This is a genomic window from Streptomyces sp. McG3, assembly GCF_018619185.1.
In the GTDB taxonomy this organism is placed as follows: Bacteria; Actinomycetota; Actinomycetes; order Streptomycetales; family Streptomycetaceae; genus Streptomyces.
Genome location: NZ_JAAXYC010000156.1, coordinates 1 through 17977, shown reverse-complemented (window position 1 = coordinate 17977; position 17977 = coordinate 1). Strand labels below are relative to the sequence as shown.

At 73.1% G+C, this 17977-nt stretch carries 20 protein-coding genes; 4 read left to right on the top strand and 16 right to left on the bottom strand.

Translation table 11 applies throughout. The features are described 5' to 3' along the window. The 3 genes from HET64_RS23510 to HET64_RS23500 all read right to left on the bottom strand — a co-directional run. Positions 1 to 633: YafY family protein (locus HET64_RS23510; protein WP_215108631.1), on the bottom strand; the 633-nt coding region annotated here is incomplete at its 3' end. 84 nt (positions 634 to 717) lie between these two features. After that, positions 718 to 1551, bottom strand: coding sequence for a transferase (locus tag HET64_RS23505; RefSeq protein WP_215108629.1), 834 nt, complete (start codon positions 1549 to 1551; stop codon positions 718 to 720). Further along, positions 1548 to 2831 carry a glycosyltransferase family 4 protein gene (locus tag HET64_RS23500; protein WP_215108627.1) on the bottom strand — a complete coding sequence of 428 codons (1284 nt, stop codon included), beginning with the start codon at positions 2829 to 2831 and terminating at the stop codon, positions 1548 to 1550. Before HET64_RS23500 ends, HET64_RS23505 begins: the two co-directional genes overlap by 4 nt. Before the next feature lie 487 nt (positions 2832 to 3318). Here HET64_RS23500 and HET64_RS23495 point away from each other — a divergent pair, with 487 nt between their 5' ends. Both HET64_RS23495 and HET64_RS23490 read left to right on the top strand, forming a co-directional pair. Further along, a complete protein-coding gene (locus HET64_RS23495) occupies positions 3319 to 4101 on the top strand; it encodes a hypothetical protein (protein WP_215108625.1) in 783 nt (260 codons plus the stop codon). A gap of 137 nt (positions 4102 to 4238) precedes the next feature. Further along, positions 4239 to 4580, top strand: coding sequence for a hypothetical protein (locus tag HET64_RS23490; protein ID WP_215108622.1), 342 nt, complete (start codon positions 4239 to 4241; stop codon positions 4578 to 4580). 131 nt (positions 4581 to 4711) lie between these two features. Here the strand turns inward: HET64_RS23490 and der are convergent, their stop codons facing one another. From der to aroH, 5 genes are all read right to left on the bottom strand, one after another. After that, positions 4712 to 6181 carry a ribosome biogenesis GTPase Der gene (gene der, locus HET64_RS23485; RefSeq protein ID WP_215108620.1) on the bottom strand — a complete coding sequence of 490 codons (1470 nt, stop codon included), beginning with the start codon at positions 6179 to 6181 and terminating at the stop codon, positions 4712 to 4714. Positions 6182 to 6249: 68 nt separating this feature from the next. Then, positions 6250 to 6906 (bottom strand): 1-acyl-sn-glycerol-3-phosphate acyltransferase, encoded by a 657-nt coding sequence (locus tag HET64_RS23480; RefSeq protein WP_215108618.1) that lies wholly within the window; start codon positions 6904 to 6906, stop codon positions 6250 to 6252. Further along, entirely contained in the window at positions 6903 to 7598 is a 696-nt protein-coding gene (gene cmk / locus HET64_RS23475; protein ID WP_215108616.1) for a (d)CMP kinase, read from the bottom strand. Before cmk ends, HET64_RS23480 begins: the two co-directional genes overlap by 4 nt. Positions 7599 to 7744: 146 nt before the next feature. Further along, positions 7745 to 8830 (bottom strand): prephenate dehydrogenase, encoded by a 1086-nt coding sequence (locus tag HET64_RS23470; protein WP_215108614.1) that lies wholly within the window; start codon positions 8828 to 8830, stop codon positions 7745 to 7747. Continuing rightward, positions 8827 to 9189 carry a chorismate mutase gene (gene aroH, locus HET64_RS23465; RefSeq protein ID WP_215108613.1) on the bottom strand — a complete coding sequence of 121 codons (363 nt, stop codon included), beginning with the start codon at positions 9187 to 9189 and terminating at the stop codon, positions 8827 to 8829. The genes HET64_RS23470 and aroH overlap by 4 nt, the downstream gene beginning before the upstream one ends. A gap of 258 nt (positions 9190 to 9447) precedes the next feature. Here aroH and HET64_RS23460 point away from each other — a divergent pair, with 258 nt between their 5' ends. Continuing rightward, a complete protein-coding gene (locus HET64_RS23460; RefSeq protein ID WP_215108612.1) occupies positions 9448 to 9897 on the top strand; it encodes a Rieske (2Fe-2S) protein in 450 nt (149 codons plus the stop codon). Between the two features lie 55 nt (positions 9898 to 9952). Further along, a complete protein-coding gene (locus HET64_RS23455; protein ID WP_215108610.1) occupies positions 9953 to 10726 on the top strand; it encodes a DNA polymerase beta superfamily protein in 774 nt (257 codons plus the stop codon). On the opposite strand, the gene HET64_RS23450 is transcribed toward HET64_RS23455, so the two are convergent. The 8 genes from HET64_RS23450 to HET64_RS23415 form a co-directional block, all read right to left on the bottom strand. Further along, positions 10692 to 11135, bottom strand: coding sequence for an SRPBCC family protein (locus HET64_RS23450; protein WP_215108608.1), 444 nt, complete (start codon positions 11133 to 11135; stop codon positions 10692 to 10694). The genes HET64_RS23455 and HET64_RS23450 overlap by 35 nt on opposite strands. A 118-nt stretch (positions 11136 to 11253) precedes the next feature. Continuing rightward, the gene (locus HET64_RS23445; RefSeq protein WP_215108606.1) at positions 11254 to 12279 is read right to left on the bottom strand and encodes an ADP-ribosylglycohydrolase family protein; all 1026 of its coding nucleotides are present in this window, start codon (positions 12277 to 12279) and stop codon (positions 11254 to 11256) included. 78 nt (positions 12280 to 12357) lie between these two features. Next, positions 12358 to 13107: an NUDIX domain-containing protein gene (locus HET64_RS23440; protein WP_215108603.1), complete on the bottom strand. Its 750-nt coding sequence runs from the start codon at positions 13105 to 13107 to the stop codon at positions 12358 to 12360. After that, positions 13104 to 14183, bottom strand: coding sequence for an AAA family ATPase (locus HET64_RS23435; RefSeq protein ID WP_215108601.1), 1080 nt, complete (start codon positions 14181 to 14183; stop codon positions 13104 to 13106). Before HET64_RS23435 ends, HET64_RS23440 begins: the two co-directional genes overlap by 4 nt. Continuing rightward, positions 14180 to 14836 (bottom strand): nicotinamide riboside transporter PnuC, encoded by a 657-nt coding sequence (gene pnuC, locus HET64_RS23430; RefSeq protein ID WP_215108599.1) that lies wholly within the window; start codon positions 14834 to 14836, stop codon positions 14180 to 14182. The genes HET64_RS23435 and pnuC overlap by 4 nt, the downstream gene beginning before the upstream one ends. Before the next feature lie 133 nt (positions 14837 to 14969). Next, entirely contained in the window at positions 14970 to 16334 is a 1365-nt protein-coding gene (locus HET64_RS23425; protein WP_215108597.1) for a pseudouridine synthase, read from the bottom strand. Continuing rightward, positions 16334 to 16990, bottom strand: a complete 657-nt coding sequence (gene scpB, locus HET64_RS23420; protein ID WP_069757464.1) for an SMC-Scp complex subunit ScpB — start codon at positions 16988 to 16990, stop codon at positions 16334 to 16336. The genes HET64_RS23425 and scpB overlap by 1 nt, the downstream gene beginning before the upstream one ends. Next, positions 16987 to 17964 carry a ScpA family protein gene (locus tag HET64_RS23415; RefSeq protein WP_215108633.1) on the bottom strand — a complete coding sequence of 326 codons (978 nt, stop codon included), beginning with the start codon at positions 17962 to 17964 and terminating at the stop codon, positions 16987 to 16989. Before HET64_RS23415 ends, scpB begins: the two co-directional genes overlap by 4 nt. Between the last annotated feature and the right edge of the window lie 13 nt (positions 17965 to 17977).

Genomic DNA, 17977 nt, shown 5'->3' with positions numbered 1-17977 from the left:
GTGCGGCGGGGTCGGGGTGATCCGATCCACCCGGAAGGTGCGCCAGTCCGCCCGGTCCGGATCCCAGGCCACCAGATACCAGCGGTGCTCGGTGCAGACGAGCCGGTGCGGCTCCACGGTCCGGCGCGTGACCTCCCCACCGTGGGCCCGGTACGCGAACCGGAGCCGCTCCGCGTCCCGGCAGGCGGTCGCCAGCTCGGTGAGCAGGCCGGGGTCCACGGCGGAGTCGTCCGCCCCGTGCAGCATCGGCACGGTGAACGCGCCGAGCGCGCTCACCCGGCGGCGCAGCCGGTTCGGCAGCACCTGTTCCAGCTTGGCCAGCGCGCGTACGGAGGTCTCGCCGATGCCCTCGATGCCGTGCCCTGCGGCCGTGCGCAGGCCGACGGCGACCGCGACGGCCTCTTCGTCGTCCAGCAGCAGCGGCGGCAGCTCGGCGCCGGCCCCGAGCTGGTAGCCGCCGCCGGTGCCCCTGCTGGCGTTCACCGGATAGCCCAGGTCGCGCAGCTTGTCGACGTCCCGGCGCACGGTGCGCGGAGTGACGCCGAGCCGGTCGGCCAGATCGGCGCCGGACCAGTCCCGGTGGGCCTGGAGCAGTGAGAGCAGGCGCAGCAGTCGTGCCGAGGTCTCCAACATGCGGGTGAGTCTGCCAGGGGTTGCGGACACTATCGGTCCGCAACCCCCTCGGCCCGCGATCCGCTCGGCCCGCGATCCCCTCCCTCAGCGGACCGCCGGTCCGGGTTCCAGTCGGAGGCAGAGGTCGTTGTCGGCGGTGTAGCAGGGGGTGGCGAGCACTCCGGGGGCGGCCGCCCGGGCCGGGTAGACGAAGGACTTGCCGCGGGACCAGACGTCGTCGAGGATGCGGGAGATCCTGACCCCGGCCGTGCCCGCCGCCGGGACCAGCCACAGCTGCCAGAGCTGCGCCCCGTCCACCGGCCCCTCGGCCGGCGGCCCGAACGGCACGGTGCAGGCGAAGGCGCCGGACGGCCCGTCGGCGGGGGTGAGCGGGAAGCGGTGCACCCGCTCCCGGTCCCCCGGCAGCCGGGCCTCCACGACGGCACCCTCCCCCACGGCGACGCCGTACAGCACGCCCTCGACCGTCATGCCGGCCCGGCCGACGACGACGGCTCCCGCCTCGGCGTGCGGGGCGCGGACCCAGCAGCGCAGGGCGAGCCGGCCGTCGGCGGTCGGGTAGGGGACCCGGGCGCTGACGCTCACGGCTCCGGTGTCCGGGCTGCGGTCGACGAGGGCCCGCAGGTCCCGGAGCCCCGGCTCGACGGTCCGGGCGGTCTCGGATCCCGGCTCCTCGACATAGGCGTCCCAGCGTCCCTCGGACAGTTCGGTGGCGGCCGGGAGGACCGCCCGCAGCCGCCCGGGGCCGGACCCGCTGAGCGGGATCCGCACCGTGCCGCCGGGCCTTTTGCCGGCCGCGCCCCGGCGCCGCAGGAGGAGCACGGACGCGGGGGCGGGGGCCGGGGCGGTCAGGTCGAAGGTGATCGTCCCGGCCTGATCGGCGGCGCAGTCGGCCCGTACGGTGGCTATGGCGGGGGTCATGCGGCCCTTCCCTTGCGGAGCGCGTCGGCGGCTTTGTAGCGCAGGGCGTAGGCCCCGTCGAGGACGCTGCCCCGGGTGCGGTGCAGCGCGGTGCGCAGGGCGCCGTGCCCGTGCCCCTGGGCGCCGCGGGCGACGAGTTCGGCGAACAGGCTCTCGTGGCGCTCGGCGATCCGCGCCGGGTCGAAGCGGGCCGAGGCGCCGAGCGCGGCCCGGCCCATCCGGTGGCGCAGTTCGTCGTCCTCGATCAGCTGGAGCAGCGCGGCGGCGATCGCCTCCGGGTCGCCGACGGGGACCAGCCGCCCGTCGACGCCGTCCTCGACGATCTCGGCCGGCCCGTGCGGGCAGTCGGTGGCGACGACCGGCAGACCGCCGCGCATCGCCTCGACGATCGTCATACCGAAGGACTCGCGGTCCGAAGTGACGGCGGCGATCGACCCCTTGGGCCACTCGGCCTCCATCGGGTTGGCCGAGCCCATCAGGAACACGTGGTTGTGCAGGCCGAGTTCGTCGACGAGGGTGCGCAGCGACGCCTGTTCGTCGCCGGTCGCGTCCCCGCCGCCGTAGATGCGCAGCCGCCAGTCCGGGCGGGCCGCGGACACCTGGGCGAAGGCCCGCACCAAGAGGTCGTAGCGCTTGACCCGGTGCAGCCGGCCCGCCGCGACGACCCACTTCAGGTCGCCGCTCGCGGGCGGACAGGCGGGCTCGGGAACGGCGTTGGGGATGGCCTCGATCCGCACGCCCGGCAGCTTCAGCCGGCTTCGGTAGTCGTCCGCGTCGGCACGGGTGACGGTGGTGAGCGCGTCGAGCAGTGTGTACCGGTGGGCGATCTCGCGGCGCAGCCGGTAGTTGTGGCTGTCGAGCGTCAGATGCTCCTGCCCGACGCGCACCGGTCCGCGGCGGGTCCCCCGGCTGAGGTGCACGTTGAGCCCGGGGCGGGTGCCGACGACGACGTCCGCCTCGACCGCCCGGAGATGGGCGGCGATGCGGGCGTCGGTGAGCCTGCTGTACTGCTTGTGCCTGCTGTCCCCGCGCGGGAACACCGCCGCGGGCCGGGCGTGTTCGGCGTCGCCGCCGTCGTACGTCGCGCTCTTCTTCCGCAGGTCCACGAGGTGGCGCAGCGTCACGCCCTCGGGTGCGCCGAGGACGGGGGCGTCACGGTGCCGGAAGACGGACACGATCTCGACGTCGTGCTGCTCGGCGAGCGTACGGGCGAGCGTGAACGTCGTCCGAATGGTTCCTCCGATTCCGTAGGCATTGTGCAGAAGAAAAGAAATATGCATGGTTTCGCTGTTTCCCCCTGTCGGCCCGGCCTGGTCAAGTCTGCGCTTCCCGGCGATTTGCCGCCCGAAATACACCGGGAAATCCCGGAGCATCCGCGACCTCCCCCACGGTAGGCCCGCCCTGCCGTCGAACCGCCGCTGACCTGCGGGTTCCGGAGGCATTCAATCCGGATAGCCGCAGGCACCGGAAGTAACGGGACCGCGGGTGCGGGCCACCGGTGCGGTAACCCGGACGGCTGCCGCCACCCGTTCACCAAGACTTTCCTTGGAGCTTGACGTAGGAGAATGCCGAGAGGTTGCCTGCCCTCCGGTAAAAACTTCCCCGGCGGAACGCGGGAGCCGTACGTCGACTGCTCGACGTACCGATGTGTCGACCTGTGCCGCACTTCCGTGCGCCCCGGTGCGTGACCCCGGCCACGGATCCCGCGTTGTCTCTTCATGGAGCCCGGGAACCACCCGGCCCACGCACCGAGTTCGAGGAGTCCCCGTGCCGCGCATGCTCGACGTCAGCCAGGACGTACGCGCCGAGATCGGCGACGACGAAGCCGACCGGCTGCTCGTCGGCGACAACGCCCCGGGCAGTTACGACTGCACCTCCTGCCGCACCCCCGGCGACTCCGACCAGGAGCGCACCAGCACGGTGCTGTTCATCGGCGACGAGACCGCGGTGCTCGCGTTCGCCCACGCGACGTGCATCCCCTCGCAGGTCGTCAAGGTCGCCGAGGACCAGCTCCAGGGCGCGGTGCGCAGCATCACCGGAAGCGAGCAGAAGAACACGGAGGGGCGCATGCCCGAACAGGCAGTCCTCGGCATCACCAGCGGACTCGTCCTCATCGAGGACGATCTCCGCCCGGCCCTGGTCGTCGAACCGACCGGCCCGGTCGCCCGGCCCGGCACCGACGGCAGCGGGGGCGACGAGTTCCTCCAGCTGCTGCTGGAGCAGGGCTTCCGCCCCGCCCCCGACATGAACCGGCTGCCGGAGGTCCTCACGGGCTGGTCCGTGCTGCTGGCGGTGGGCCAGCTGCACGCCGTGCTGCAGCCGAGCGCCGGCGGCGGCAACCCGGTCGCCTGGTGGCAGGCCCACCAGCCGCTCCAGGTGACCGACGGCTGGCGGGCCGCGGTCAACAAGTCACAGACGGTCCTGGTCTTCGCCGCCCCGGCCGGCACCATCGGTCAGCAGCCGCGCGAGGACCTGCTCCGGGACGCCCTGGAGAAGGCCGCGGTCAACGGGCTGCTGGTCGCCGCGTCGATGCCGCTGGCCGGGACCTGATCGTGTCCGGCCGACTCGGACGCCCCCGCCGAACAGCGTTTTCTCCGGCGGAGCCGCATCCGACGGGCGGTGAGGTCGTTGGCACCTACGTGCACTCATACGACTCCTCCCGCCAGCATCAGAGTCAGATCCCTGCCATGCGTCCTTCGCAGGATCCGTCGGGGGGCGTGTCCCCCACCCCGATCTACGACGCGCTGTACTCCGAGTACCGGCGCTCGTTCCGGGCGTTGCCGGGCGACCGGAGCGGCGAGGAGAATCTCGGTTTCCCGGCCTTCGGCGCCGGTCTCTTCGCCTCCAGGACCGCACTGAGCGGCCACCCCGCCCCCTCCGGGCACAGCGGCAACGGTGGGCACAACGGCCAGGGCGGAAGTGGCGGGCAGAGCCAGCACACCGGGAGCCTCGGCTCCTGGCAGCGGGTGGGACGGCATGCGGGGCGCCCCCGGCCCGCGGCGCTGCCGCCGGGGTCACGGGACTCCTGAAGGCCCCACGACGCGGGACTGCCGGGGCCGCACGACAAGGGCCCCACGACGAAGACAGCACGGCGAAGGCCCACGACGAAGCCCCGGGCCGCTCTCGCGAGAGCGGCCCGGGGCTTCGTCGTGCGTCGGTGCTACTTGTTGCGGCCGCGCTTCTCGCGGACCCGGACGGAGATGTGGATCGGGGTGCCCTCGAAGCCGAACTCCTCGCGCAGACGGCGCTCGACGAAGCGGCGGTAGCCGTGCTCCAGGAAGCCGGAGGCGAAGAGCACGAAGCGCGGGGGCTTGGTGCCCGCCTGGGTGCCGAAGAGGATGCGCGGCTGCTTGCCGCCGCGGATCGGGTGCGGGTGGGAGGCGACGATCTCACCGAGGAAGGCGTTGAGCCGACCGGTGGGGACGCGGGTCTCCCAGCCCTCGATCGCGGTCTCGATCGCCGGGACCAGCTTCTCCATGTGCCGGCCGGTGAGGGCCGAGACGTTGACGCGGGGGGCCCAGGCGATCTGCGCGAGCTCCGTCTCGATCTCGCGCTCCAGGTAGTAGCGGCGCTCCTCGTCGAGGGTGTCCCACTTGTTGAACGCGACGACGATGGCGCGCCCGGCGTCCACGGCCATGGTGATGATGCGCTGGTCCTGGACGCTGATGGACTCACTGGAGTCGATCAGGATGACGGCGACCTCGGCCTTCTCGACGGCGGCGGCCGTACGCAGCGAGGCGTAGTAGTCCGCGCCCTCCTGGAGGTGGACGCGGCGGCGGATGCCGGCCGTGTCGATGAACTTCCAGGTGATGCCGCCGAGCTTGATCAGCTCGTCGACCGGGTCGCGGGTGGTGCCGGCCTGCTCGTTGACGACGACCCGGTCCTCGCCCGCGACCTTGTTCAGCAGGGAGGACTTGCCGACGTTCGGACGGCCGATCAGGGCGATGCGGCGGGGCCCGCCGAGGGCGGTGCCGAACTTCTGGGCCGGGGCGTCGGGCAGCGCCGCCAGGACCGCGTCCAGCATGTCGCCGGTGCCGCGGCCGTGCAGCGAGGAGACCGGGTAGGGCTCGCCGAGGCCCAGCGACCACAGGGCGGTGGCGTCCGCCTCGCCGCTCTGTCCGTCGACCTTGTTGGCGCAGAGGACGACGGGCTTGCCGGCCCGGCGCAGCAGCTTGACCACGGCCTCGTCGGTGTCGGTGGCGCCGACGGTCGAGTCGACGACGAAGACGACCGCGTCGGCCGTCTCGATGGCGTACTCGGCCTGGGCGGCGACGGAGGCGTCGAGGCCCAGCACGTCCTGCTCCCAGCCGCCCGTGTCGACGACCTTGAAGCGGCGCCCGGCCCATTCGGCCTCGTAGCTGACGCGGTCGCGGGTGACGCCGGGCTTGTCCTGCACGACGGCCTCGCGGCGGCCGATGATCCGGTTCACCAGGGTCGACTTGCCGACATTGGGGCGGCCGACGACGGCGAGCACCGGGAGCGGGCCGTGCCCGGCCTCGTCGAGGGCGCCCTCGACCTCCTCGGCATCGAAGCCTTCCTGCGCGGCGAGCTCCATGAACTCCGCGAACTCGGCATCGCCAAGTGCTCCGTGCTCGTGGCCCGAGCCGTCGGAGTGAATCTGGTCGTTCATGAAGTCCGTTCCTCTTTGCATCATCATCGATGGACCGCGATCAGCGCGGTCCACTACTCAAGTCTCGCCTATCGCCCGGTGAGGCGCTTGGCGCTTTCCAGGTGGGCGGTCAGCTTCGCCTGGATCCGCAGGGTCGCCTCGTCCAGCGCCCTGCGCGTCCGCCGCCCGTCGCCCGCGCTCGCGTCGAACGCGTCGCCGAAGACGACGTCGACCCGGCTGCGCAGCGGGGGCAGCCCCCGTATCAACCGTCCGCGGCGCTCGGTGCTTCCCAGAACGGCCACGGGGACGATCGGAGCCCCGCCGCGTACCGCGAAGTACGCGAGTCCGGCCCGCAGCGAGGCGAAGTCTCCTTCGCCTCGGGTGCCCTCGGGGAAGATCCCGAGGACGCCGCCGTCCGCCAGCACGCCCAGCGCGTGGGTGATGGCGGTGCGGTCGACGACTCGGCGGTCCACCTCGATCTGACCGATTCCGTGCAGGAACGGGTCGAGGGGGCCGACGAACGCCTCCTTCTTGATCAGGAAGTGCACCGGCCGGGGTGCGGTGCCCATCAGCATCGGTCCGTCGATGTTGTGGGAGTGGTTCACCGCGAGTATGACGGGTCCGGCGGCGGGCACGCGCCACGCGCCCAGGACCCTGGGCCTCCACAGCCCGTACATCAGGCCGATGCCGATGGATCGCCCGACGGCCGCTCCGCGCAGCGTGGGCGCGCCTGTGGCATCGCTCACGCGGCGACCCGCTTCCCCTCGACGAGGGTGACGACGCACTCGATGACCTGCTGGAGGGTCAGCTCGGTGGTGTCCACCTCGACGGCGTCGTCCGCCTTGGCGAGCGGCGAGGTCTTGCGGCCGGAGTCGGCGGCGTCCCGCTTGATCAGGGCTTCCCGGGTGGCGGTCAGGTCGGAGCCCTTGACCTCGCCGCTGCGGCGGGCGGCGCGGGCCTCCGGAGAGGCGGTGAGGAAGATCTTGAGGTCGGCGTCGGGCAGCACGGTGGTGCCGATGTCCCGGCCCTCGACGACGATGCCGCCGGTCGTGGCCGCGGCGATGGAGCGCTGGAGCTCGGTGATGAGCGCCCGCACCTCGGGGACGGCGCTGACGGCGCTGACCTTGGAGGTGACCTCCTGGGTGCGGATCGGGCCGGAGGCGTCCTCGCCGTCGACGGTGATCGTCGGGGCGGCGGGGTCGGTACCGGAGACGATCACCGGCTTGGCGGCGGCGGTCGCGATCTCGGCCGGGTTGCCCACGTCGATGCCGTTGTTCAGCATCCACCAGGTGATGGCCCGGTACTGCGCGCCCGTGTCCAGGTAGCTCAGGCCGAGCTTGGCGGCGACGGCCTTGGACGTGCTCGACTTGCCGGTGCCCGAGGGCCCGTCGATGGCGACGATCACGGAGGAGCGTGCGGTTTCCACGGTGGTGGACACCTTCCTGGTACACGGTGCGGGGACGGACGGGCCTTGAGGACGGCCTCGTACCAGGTTACCGAGTACCGGGCGGGCTCTTGTACCCCGTACCGGGGAGGCGGGCCACCCGGGCGGGGGTGGCGCCGCCCCGTCGTACGGGACCGGGCTCAGCCGCGGATCGACCAGCCGCGTTCCTGGAGGGCCGCGCCGAGTACCGGGGCGGCGCTGGGCTCGACCATGATCTGGACGAGGCCGGCCTGCTGGCCGGTGGCGTGCTCGATGCGGACGTCCTCGATGTTGACCCCGGCCCGGCCGGCGTCGGCGAAGATCGCGGCCAGCTCGCCCGGCTTGTCGCCGATGAGGACGGCCACGGTCTCGTAGGCGGTGGGGGCCGCGCCGTGCTTGCCGGGGACCCGGACGCGGCCCGCGTTGCCGCGGCGCAGGACGTCCTCGATGGCGTCGGTGCCCGCGCGCCGCTTCTCCTCGTCGGCGGAGTGCAGGCCGCGCAGCGCGGTCACGGTCTCCGCCAGGTCGGCGGCGACCCCGGCGAGGACGTCGGCGACCGGGCCGGGGTTGGCGGAGAGGATCTCCACCCACATCCGGGGGTCGGACGCGGCGATCCGGGTGACGTCGCGGATGCCCTGTCCGCAGAGCCGTACGGCGGTCTCGTCGGCCTCCTCCAGCCGGGCGGCGACCATCGAGGAGATCAGCTGCGGGGTGTGCGAGACGAGGGCCACGGCCCGGTCGTGGGCGTCGGCGTCCATGACGACGGGGACGGCCCGGCACAGGGCGACGAGTTCCAGCGCGAGGTTGAGCACCTCGGTGTCGGTGTCCCGGGTCGGGGTGAGGACCCAGGGGCGGCCCTCGAAGAGGTCGGCGGTCGCGGCGAGCGGGCCGGACCGCTCCTTGCCGGCCATCGGATGCGTACCGATGTACGGGGTGAGGTCGAGGCCGAGCGCCTCCAGCTCGCGGCGCGGGCCGCCCTTGACGCTGGCGACGTCCAGGTAGCCGCGGGCCACCCCGTCGCGCATGGCCCCGGCCAGGACGGCGGCGGTGTGCGCGGGCGGTACGGCGACGATCGCCAGGTCGACGCGGCCGTCCGGCGCCTCGTCCGTACCGGCGCCGAGCGCGGCCGCGGTGCGGGCGAAGGCGGGGTCGTGGTCGACGAGGTGCACATGGACGCCGCGGCCGGCCAGTGCGAGGGCGGCGGAGGTGCCGACGAGCCCGGTTCCGATGACGAGGGCGGTTCTCACTGGGCGATGTCCTTGCGCAGAGCGGCGGTGGCGCCGAGATAGACGTGGCTGATCTCGGCGCGCGAGAGATAGGTCTCGACATGCACGAGGATACGGACGACCCGGGGCATGGCCCCCTCGATGTCCAGCTCCTGGGCACAGATCAGGGGTACGTCGACGATTCCGAGGCCGCGCGCGGCGGCGGCGGGGAAGTCGCTGTGCAGGTCGGGGGTGGCGGTGAACCAGATGCTGATCAGGTCGTCGGCGACGAGTCCGTTCCGGTCCAGGACGGCCGTCAGCAGCTCACCGACCCGCAGGTCCATGTGCCCGGCCTCGTCCCGGTCCAGCTGGACGGCGCCCCGGACCGCTCGTACCGCCACGTCGTGCTCCTCTCGATCTTCGCTGTTCACTCGTCTTCCGCCTCCGGACCCGGCGCCCTGGGGCGCGGCCGGCTGCTCACCTCAGCCTAGATCGGCAGCGGCGGACCTGATCACGGCGTTCCGTCCGTGGGACGGGCGGGCCACAGCCGTCGGAGCCCCATCCGCCACCCGGTCGGGGGCATGTTCCGCGCGGTTGCTTCGCCCGGGGGCCCACCACCGCCACGATGGCGCCCACGCACCGCCACCGAAGGAGAGCTCATGAACGCACGGCGAAGGACGGTGCTGGCCGCGGGTGCGGCGGGCGCCGCGGCCCTGGCCACCGGCTGCGGATCGTCCGGCGGGGACGGCGACGGGGAGGCGAGCTCCGCGCCGACCGCGTCGGACGGTGCCTCGGACGGGGCGTCGCCGGGCGCCTCGGGCGGGGCGGAGCTGGCCCGGACCGCGGACATCCCGGTCGGCGGCGGCACCGTCTTCAAGGAGCGGAAGGTGGTGGTGACCCAGCCGGAGGAGGGTGAGTTCAGGGCGTTCTCCGCTGTCTGCACCCATGCGAGCTGCCTCGTCTCGACGGTGAGCGACGGCACGATCAACTGCCCCTGCCACGGCAGTAAGTACAGCATCACGGACGCGGCGGTCGAGGCCGGTCCGGCGACCCGGCCGCTGCCCGCCGAGCGGATCACCGTCGCGGGGGGCGCGATCCGGCTGGGCTGAGGGCGGGCCGGAATCTCCGAGGCGCGGCGGCCACCGCGCACGTACGCTCGCGGGCATGACCACCGCCGCCGACGAGGCACTCGTACGCGACCACACGGTCTACGCCTGCGTGATGGGTTCGCGCGCCTTCGGGCTGGCCACGGAGGACAGCGATACGGACCGGCGCGGGGTGTTCCTCGCGCCCACCCCGCTGTTCTGGCGCTTCGAGAAGCCGCCGACGCATGTGGAGGGCCCCGCGCCGGAGCAGTTCTCCTGGGAGCTGGAACGCTTCTGCGAGCTGGCGCTGCGGGCCAACCCGAACGTGCTGGAGTGCCTGCACTCCCCGCTGGTGGAGTCCGTGGACGACACCGGCCGCGAGCTGCTGGCCCTGCGCGGGGCGTTCCTGTCGCGGGCCGCGCACGACACGTTCGTCCGGTACGCGCTGGGCCAGCGCAGGAAGCTGGAGGCCGACGTACGGGTCCATGGCACGCCGCGCTGGAAGCACGCGATGCATCTGCTGCGGCTGCTGGCGAGCTGCCGGGACCTGCTGCGCACGGGCGAGCTGCGCATCGACGTCGGCGAGGCCCGTCAGGAGCTGCTGGAGGTGAGGCGGGGCGAGGTGTCCTGGCCGGAGGTGGAGCGCCGGATGAACCGCCTCGCCGAGGAGAACGACGAGGCGGCGACCCGCTCCCCGCTGCCGCCGGAGCCCGACCGGGCGGCGGTGGAGGACTTGCTCGTACGGGCCCGGCGGGCCTCGGCGGCGCGCGATCAGGCGCCGGCCGGGCCCGCACCGGCCGCGGTCACACCGACGGCGCTCACACCGCCCGGGGACCGCCGGACGCGGCCGTGAGCTCGGCCAGCTTCTGGAACTCGCCCAGGTCGTAGTTGGCCAGGGCGGAGTCGAGGTTGGTCAGCGCGCCCAGGTGCTCGATGAATCCCTGCGGGTCGTACTCGATCTGCAGGGCGACGCGGCTCGACGTGTCGTCGAGCCGGTGGAAGGTGACCACCCCGGCGTGGTGGACGCCCTCGGTGGTCTTCCAGGCGATGCGGTCCTCGGGGACCACCTCGGTGAGTTCCGCGACGAACCGCTTCTCCGCACCGGGCAGCGAGAGCTGCCAGGCGAAGCGCCGCTCGTCGATCGGATCGACGCGCTGGACGTGGCTCAGGAACCTGGGCCACTGGGTGACATCGCTCCACAGGGACCAGGTGACGGCCACGGGCGCCTTGATGTCGACGGTCTCGACGAGTGAGGAGGACACGGATACCACCAGGCCTTCGTACGGGAACAGGTCCGCCCTCTCGTACCCGGTCGCCCTCCGCTCACTCAGGGAGGTCCCGTCGGCGGGACGATGCCGCGCACCCGCCGGGCGGTTCGGCTCAGGCGTCCCAGAGCGCGGCGAGGGAGAGCAGGTCGCTGCGGTACTCGATGCGCTCGGACCATTCCTTGGGCCAGGCCGCCGCGCCCAGGTGCGCGCCGGCGAGCGCTCCGGCCAGGCAGGCGATCGAGTCGGAGTCGCCGCGGGTGCAGGCGGCCCGGCGCAGGGCGGTGACGGGCTCCTCGGGGAACAGCAGGAAGCAGTGCAGCGCGGTGGCGAGGGCCTCCTCGGCGATCCAGCCGTCCCCGGTCCGCTCGCACGGGTCGGTCTCCGGTGACGGATCGCGCAGCGCGTCCTGGACGCGTCCCAGCGCGGTCAGGCACTCGTCCCAGCCGCGCTGGATGTACGCCTGCGGGGTGGCGTCGCCCGCGTGGCGCCAGAGGTCGCCGAGCCAACGGGTGTGGTAGCGGCCCCGGTTCTCGTAGGCGTAGCTGCGGAGCTGTCCGATCAGACCGAGGGGTTCGGCGCCCTGGGCGAGCAGGAACACCGCGCGGGCCAGCAGGTCGGAGGCGGTGAGCGCGGTGGGGTGGCCGTGGGTGAGGGCGGCCTGGAGCTGGGCGGCCCCGGCGCGCTGTTCCTCGCTGAGGCCGGGGACCAGGCCGACAGGGGCGACCCGCATGTTGGCGCCGCAGCCCTTGGAGTGCGTCTGGCTGGCCTCCTGCCAGACCCGGGTGTGTTCGAGCAGGCGGCAGGCGGTGAGGCAGGTGTTGCCCGGGGCCCGGTTGTTGTCCGGTGAGTGGTACCAGGCGACGAACTCCGCGCGGACCGGGTCCACCAGCCGTTCGGGCGTGAGCAGTCCGCTGTCCATGGCGGTGCGGATGGCTCGGCCCAGGGCGATCGTCATCTGGGTGTCGTCGGAGACGACGGCGGGCGTCAGGAGGGGGAGCTGCCGCCAGGGGCCGAACTTGGCGAGGATGGCGGGCACGTCGTTGAACTCGGTGGGGAAGCCCAGGGCGTCGCCGAGCGCGAGCCCGGTCAGCACGCCGGTGGCGGCCTGCTTGGTGAGGGGCGGGGTGGTGATGGTCATCTGTCTCGTCCTTCCGGTGCGGAGTGCGACGGGGCTACGGAGTGCGAGGGGGCCGCGGACCACGAGCGGGTCCGCGGATCACGACGGGTCCGCGGGGGCGTCCGGGCGTGGCGGGCGCAGGAGCGGCGGGTGCAGGGCGGTGGCGTCGCCCGCCCGGTGGAGGGCGGCCGGTTTGCCCCGGCCGCCGGTGCGGCGCGGCGGGCCCTCGACGGCCTGGACGAAGCCGGGTGCGTTCAGGACCTTGCGCCGGAAGTTGGGGCGGTCGAGCTCGACGCCCCAGACGGTCTCGTAGACCTGCTGGAGCTCGCCGAGGGTGAATTCGGCGGGGCAGAACGCGGTGGCCAGGCAGCTGTATTCGAGCTTGGCGCCGATCCGGTCGTGGGCGTCGGCGAGGATCCGGTCGTGGTCGAAGGCCAGCGGTCCAGTGGCGCCCGCGTCCCACCACCGGGCGCTCGCCGCGTCGCCGCCGCCGCGCGGTTCGGGCAGGTCCGGCAGGAGTGCGGCGTACGCGACGGAGACGACCCGCATCCTCGGGTCGCGGTCCGGGGCGGTGTAGGTGCGCAGCTGTTCGAGGTGGAGGGCGCCGACGGCGCCGTGGCCGAGGCCGGTCTCCTCGGCGAGTTCGCGACGGGCGGCGTCCTCGGCGGACTCGCGGGGCAGCAGGAAGCCGCCGGGCAGCGCCCACCTGCCCCGGAAGGGCTCCTGGCCGCGTTCGACGAGCAGCACGTGCAGCCGGGCCTCGCGGACGGTGAAGACCGCGAGATCGACGGTGACCGCGAACGGGGCGTAGGCGTGCGGGTCGTAGCCCTCGGGCGGGGGGGTGCTCATCGTTTCTCCGGGAGGGGTGCGGCGAAGTCCCAGCCGGTGGCGAGGAGTTCGTCGACGGCGGTGACGGCGGCGGTGAGCCGCGCCTCCGGCGGGCCGGTGATCTCGATGAACCGGCGGCCCGTGCGGGTGAGTTCGGCGCGGAAGCGGTCGGTCATCCAGGGGCGCAGCTCCTCGCCGTCGCGCAGTCCGTCGTCCTCGAAGGGGACGCCCTCGTGGTCGGTGAGCAGCCACAGGTGGTGGGCGGTGCGGTCGGCGATCTCCTCGACGAGCGGATGGCGTCCGCCGACGTACCTTTCGTGCCAGACGGTGGTGGCGAAGGAGTCGGTGTCGCAGAGGAGCACCGGGGACCCGGCGCGGGCGGCCTCCTCCTCCCGGTCGTTCTGGGCCTGCGCGATGAGCGGGAAGTCGTCGGTGGTGAAGCTGACGTCCTCCCACGCGGCGCCGGGCCACCGTGCGCGCAGGGCGGCGAGCTTGTCTTCGCTGTACTCGCGCCCGTACTCGGCGACGTAGCCGGTGCGCGCCCACACGCCGCCGCGTGCGCGGTAGTGGGCGGCGAGCGCCCGCGCGAGGGTGGTGGTGCCGGTGGACTCCGCGCCGAGGACGACGACCCGGCGGGCGAGGGCGGCCCGCACGGGCGGCCGGAGGGAGTCCCAGCAGTCGGCCGGGGACCGGCGCACGGCGGTGCCGGAGACCGGGAAGAGGGTGCGGTCGGGGTCGACGAGGACGGACGCGGCGCCGAAGCGGCGGCCCAGCTCCTCCCCGTACGCCTCCGAGGTGAAGACGGCGTCCACCCGCTCGGGCACGGCCGCGGTGAAGACCGCCATGTGCGCGTCCCAGACGGCCGGGTCGGCCACGTCCATGTGCGTGTCGTCGACCGCGCCCACCACCGTGACGTCCGGGTGGACCTCGCGCATCCAGGCGACGCGGTCGGCGAGCGGGACGGACTCCACGGAGGCGGCGCAGACCAGCACGGTCAGCCGTTCGCAGCGGTCCCGGGCCGTCTCGACGAGGTGGTGGTGGCCGGCGTGCGGCGGGTAGAACTTGCCCAGGACCAGGCCGTGTTCGTAACGCTTCATGCCGCGGCCACCTCCACGGGGCGCGTGGTGCGGGCGGTCAGGTCGCGGTGCCAGTCGCGCAGGCCGACGAGGCAGAGCGCGAGGAACCCGGCGTACAGCAGCGAGGTCAGGTACAGCCCCTTGTGGGCGTACAGCGGGATGTAGACCAGGTCGGCGGCGATCCACAGCCACCAGGACTCCAGCCGCTTCCGGCACTGTCCGTACGTCGCCATCAGCGACAGGGACGTCGTAGCCGCGTCCCAGAACGGGACGGTGGAGTCGGTGGCCCGGGACAGCAGCAGGGTGATCGCAAGGGTCCCCACCACCCCCGCCGCGAGCAGCCAGGTCCATTCGGTGCGGGTCGTTCTGCGCACCGGCAGGACCGATGTCCCTGGTCCACCCCCGTGGGTCCAGGTCCACCAGCCGTACGCGGCGAGGGTGATGAAGACGATCTGGAGGCCGGCGTCGGCGTACAGACCGGACTGGGCGAACAGCAGGATGAAGAAGAGGTTGTTGGCGATGCCGATCGGCCAGTTGGCGAGGTGCTGGCGGGCCACGAGCCAGACGCACAGCGCCCCGCTTCCGAAGCCCAGCACCTCGGTCCAGCTGACCGGGGTGTCCAGGATCGTCACCAGGGGCTGTTGCAGGGGATCGAGTACGTCCGCGAGACTCACGCCCGCCTCCTTCTTAATAGTCACCCTGACTATAAAGGCTCGACGGGGACGGCAAAAGGCCCGCGGCCGGTTCTGTTCGAACTTTCCGAACAGATACCGGCCGCGGGCCTTCGCGTGGGAGCGGGTGGTACGGCTAGAGGCCGACCTCGCGCATCAGCATGCCGACCTCGGTGTTGGTGAGGCGGCGCAGCCAGCCGGACTTCTGGTCGCCCAGCGGGATCGGCCCGAAGGACGTCCGCACGAGGCGCTCGACCGGGAAGCCGGCCTCGGCCAGCATCCTGCGCACGATGTGCTTGCGGCCCTCGTGGAGGGTCACCTCGACCAGGTAGTTCTTGCCGGTGTTCTCGACGACGCGGAAGTGGTCGGCGCGGGCGTAGCCGTCCTCCAGCTGGATGCCGTCCTTGAGCCGCTTGCCGAGGTCGCGCGGCAGGGGGCCCTGGACGGCGGCCAGGTAGGTCTTCTTGACGCCGTACTTGGGGTGCGTGAGGCGGTGGGCCAGCTCACCGTGGTTGGTGAGCATGATGATGCCCTCCGTCTCGGTGTCCAGCCGGCCGACGTGGAACAGCCGCGTCTCGCGGTTGGTCACGTAGTCTCCGAGGCACTGACGGCCGTCCGGGTCCTCCATCGAGGAGACGACCCCGGCGGGCTTGTTCAGCGCGAAGAAGAGATACGACTGGGCGGCGACGGTGAGGCCGTCGACCTTGATCTCGTCCTGGTGCACGTCGACGCGCATGCCCTGCTCGACGACGATCTCGCCGTTGACCTCGACGCGGGACTGCTCGATCAGCTCCTCGCACGCCCGGCGCGAGCCCATGCCGGCGCGGGCGAGGACCTTCTGCAGCCGCTCGCCCTCCTGCTCGGCGCCCGGGTGGGTCTTGGGGAGGTTGATCTCGGGCTTGTTCGCATACCGGTCGCGGTTGCGCTGCTCGATCTTGGCGTCCAGCTCACGGGGGCGCGAGGGCGCGGCGCGGCGGAAACCCCCGCTGCGGTTGCCGCCCTGTGCGGGCTTGGGGCCACCCTTGGCGCCGCCGCGGGCGGCCGAGCCGCGGCCCTTGCGGGGGCCGTCCTGCTCGGCCCGGGCGCCGGGGGCGTCATTGCCGACGTCGTAGCGGCGCTCCTCCGGGCGGGGGCGGCGGGGGCGCTGCTCCTCGTCGCGGCCGCCGTCACGCCCGCCCTGGTAGCTCGGACGCCCGTCCTGAGAGCCCGGACGCCCGCCCTGGCCGGAGGGACGGCCTCCCTGGCCGGGACGCCCGCCCTGGCCGGAGGGACGGCCGCCCGGGGCTCCGGGCCGCCCGCCCTGGCTTCCGCCGCGGCTGCCGCCCTGGCCGCCGGAGCGTCCGCCCTGGCCGCCGCCCTGGCCCTGGCCCTGGCGGAAGGACCCGCCGCCGTCACGCCCGCCCTGCCCGCGTCCGCCGCCCTGACCGCCGGGGCGACCGCCCTGGCCGCCGCTCCGGCCGCCGCTGCCGCCGCTTCCGCTGTTCCTGCCACTGCTTCGCATCAAAATTCCGTCTTGTCGTCTGCGTGAGTATCCGGGGTGTCCGGTGCGTCCGGATCGAACGACGGCACACCCTCTAGCGTCTCAGCCTCGATCGCGTCCGCCTCCGGGAGGAAGGGCGCGAGCTCCGGGAGCTCGTCCAGGCCGCGCAGGCCCATTCGCTCCAGAAAGTAGTTCGTCGTCCTGTACAGGATCGCACCTGTTTCGGGTTCCGCGCCCGCCTCCGCCACCAGGCCCCTCTGGAGGAGGGTCCGCATGACGCCGTCGCAGTTCACTCCGCGCACCGCCGAGACCCGTGAGCGGCTCACCGGCTGCCGGTACGCGACCACCGCCAGGGTCTCCAGCGCGGCCTGGGTGAGGCGGGCGTGCTGGCCGTCCAGGACGAAGCCCTCCACGGCCGCCGCGTACTCGGGGCGCGTGTAGAACCGCCAGCCGCCCGCGACGAGCCGCAGGTCGAAGCCCCGGCGCTGCACGGTGTACTCGTCGGCCAGCTCCCGCAACGCGTCCGCCACGGCCCTGCGGGGCCGCTGGAGCACCTTGGCCAGGTGGTCGACGGTGGCGGGCTCGTCGACCACCATGAGGACCGCCTCCAGGGCGGGCTTCAGATCGAGCGCGGCGACCGCGCCCTCCTCGTTCTCCTGATCCGGCTGCGCGCTCATGGCCGTACGCCCTCCTCGGGGACCCCGTTCAGCTCCTGGTCGAACTCGTCCGTCACCACCGGTTCCGCGTCCGCCCCACCGCACCAGGTCACCAGCAGGTCACCCAGCGCCTCGTCCTGGTCGAGGGTGACGGACTTCTCGCGGTACAGCTCCAGCAGGGCCAGGAACCGGGCGACCACGGTCAGGGTGTCCGGCGCGTCCCCGGACAGCACCGCGAAGCTCACCGCCGCCCCGGCCGCGCGCAGCCGCTCCACCACGAGGCCCGCCTGCTCCCGGACGCTGACCAGCGGGGCGTGGATGTGGTCCACGTACACCTGGGGCCTGGGCTTCGGCTGCATCGCCTTCACGGCGAGCTTCGCGAAGCCCTCGGGCCCGATGCTGATGACCACCTCGGGCAGCAGCGCGGCGTGCTGGTCCTCCAGCCCGACCGTACGGGGGTGGCGGCGGGCCTCCGCCTCCAGGCGGCCCTGGAAGATCTCGGCGATCCGCTTGTACGCGCGGTACTGGAGCAGCCGCGCGAAGAGCAGGTCCCGCGCCTCCAGGAGCGCGAGGTCGGCCTCGTCCTCGACCTCGGCGGCGGGCAGCAGCCGGGCGGCCTTGAGGTCGAGCAGCGTGGCGGCGACGACGAGGAACTCGGTGGTCTGGTCGAGGTCCCAGTCGGGGCCCATGGCGCGGATGTACGCCATGAACTCGTCGGTGACCTTCGACAGGGCGACCTCGGTCACGTCCAGCTTGTGCTTGGAGATCAGCTGGAGGAGGAGATCGAAGGGGCCCTCGAAGTTCACCAGCCGGACGGTGAAGCGCTTGTCGTCCGGCTGCTGCTCCTGCTCCTGCACAGCCTCTTGTACGGGAACGGGAACGGGAACGGGCTCAGGCTCCTGTACAGGAGCCGCCTCCGCCGAAGGCGCCGCCTCACCCGGCCCCCGCCCCAGGGCACGGCGGCGCGGGGTGGCGGGGTCGTCGGGCGTGGGCATGGTGGTCCAGGGG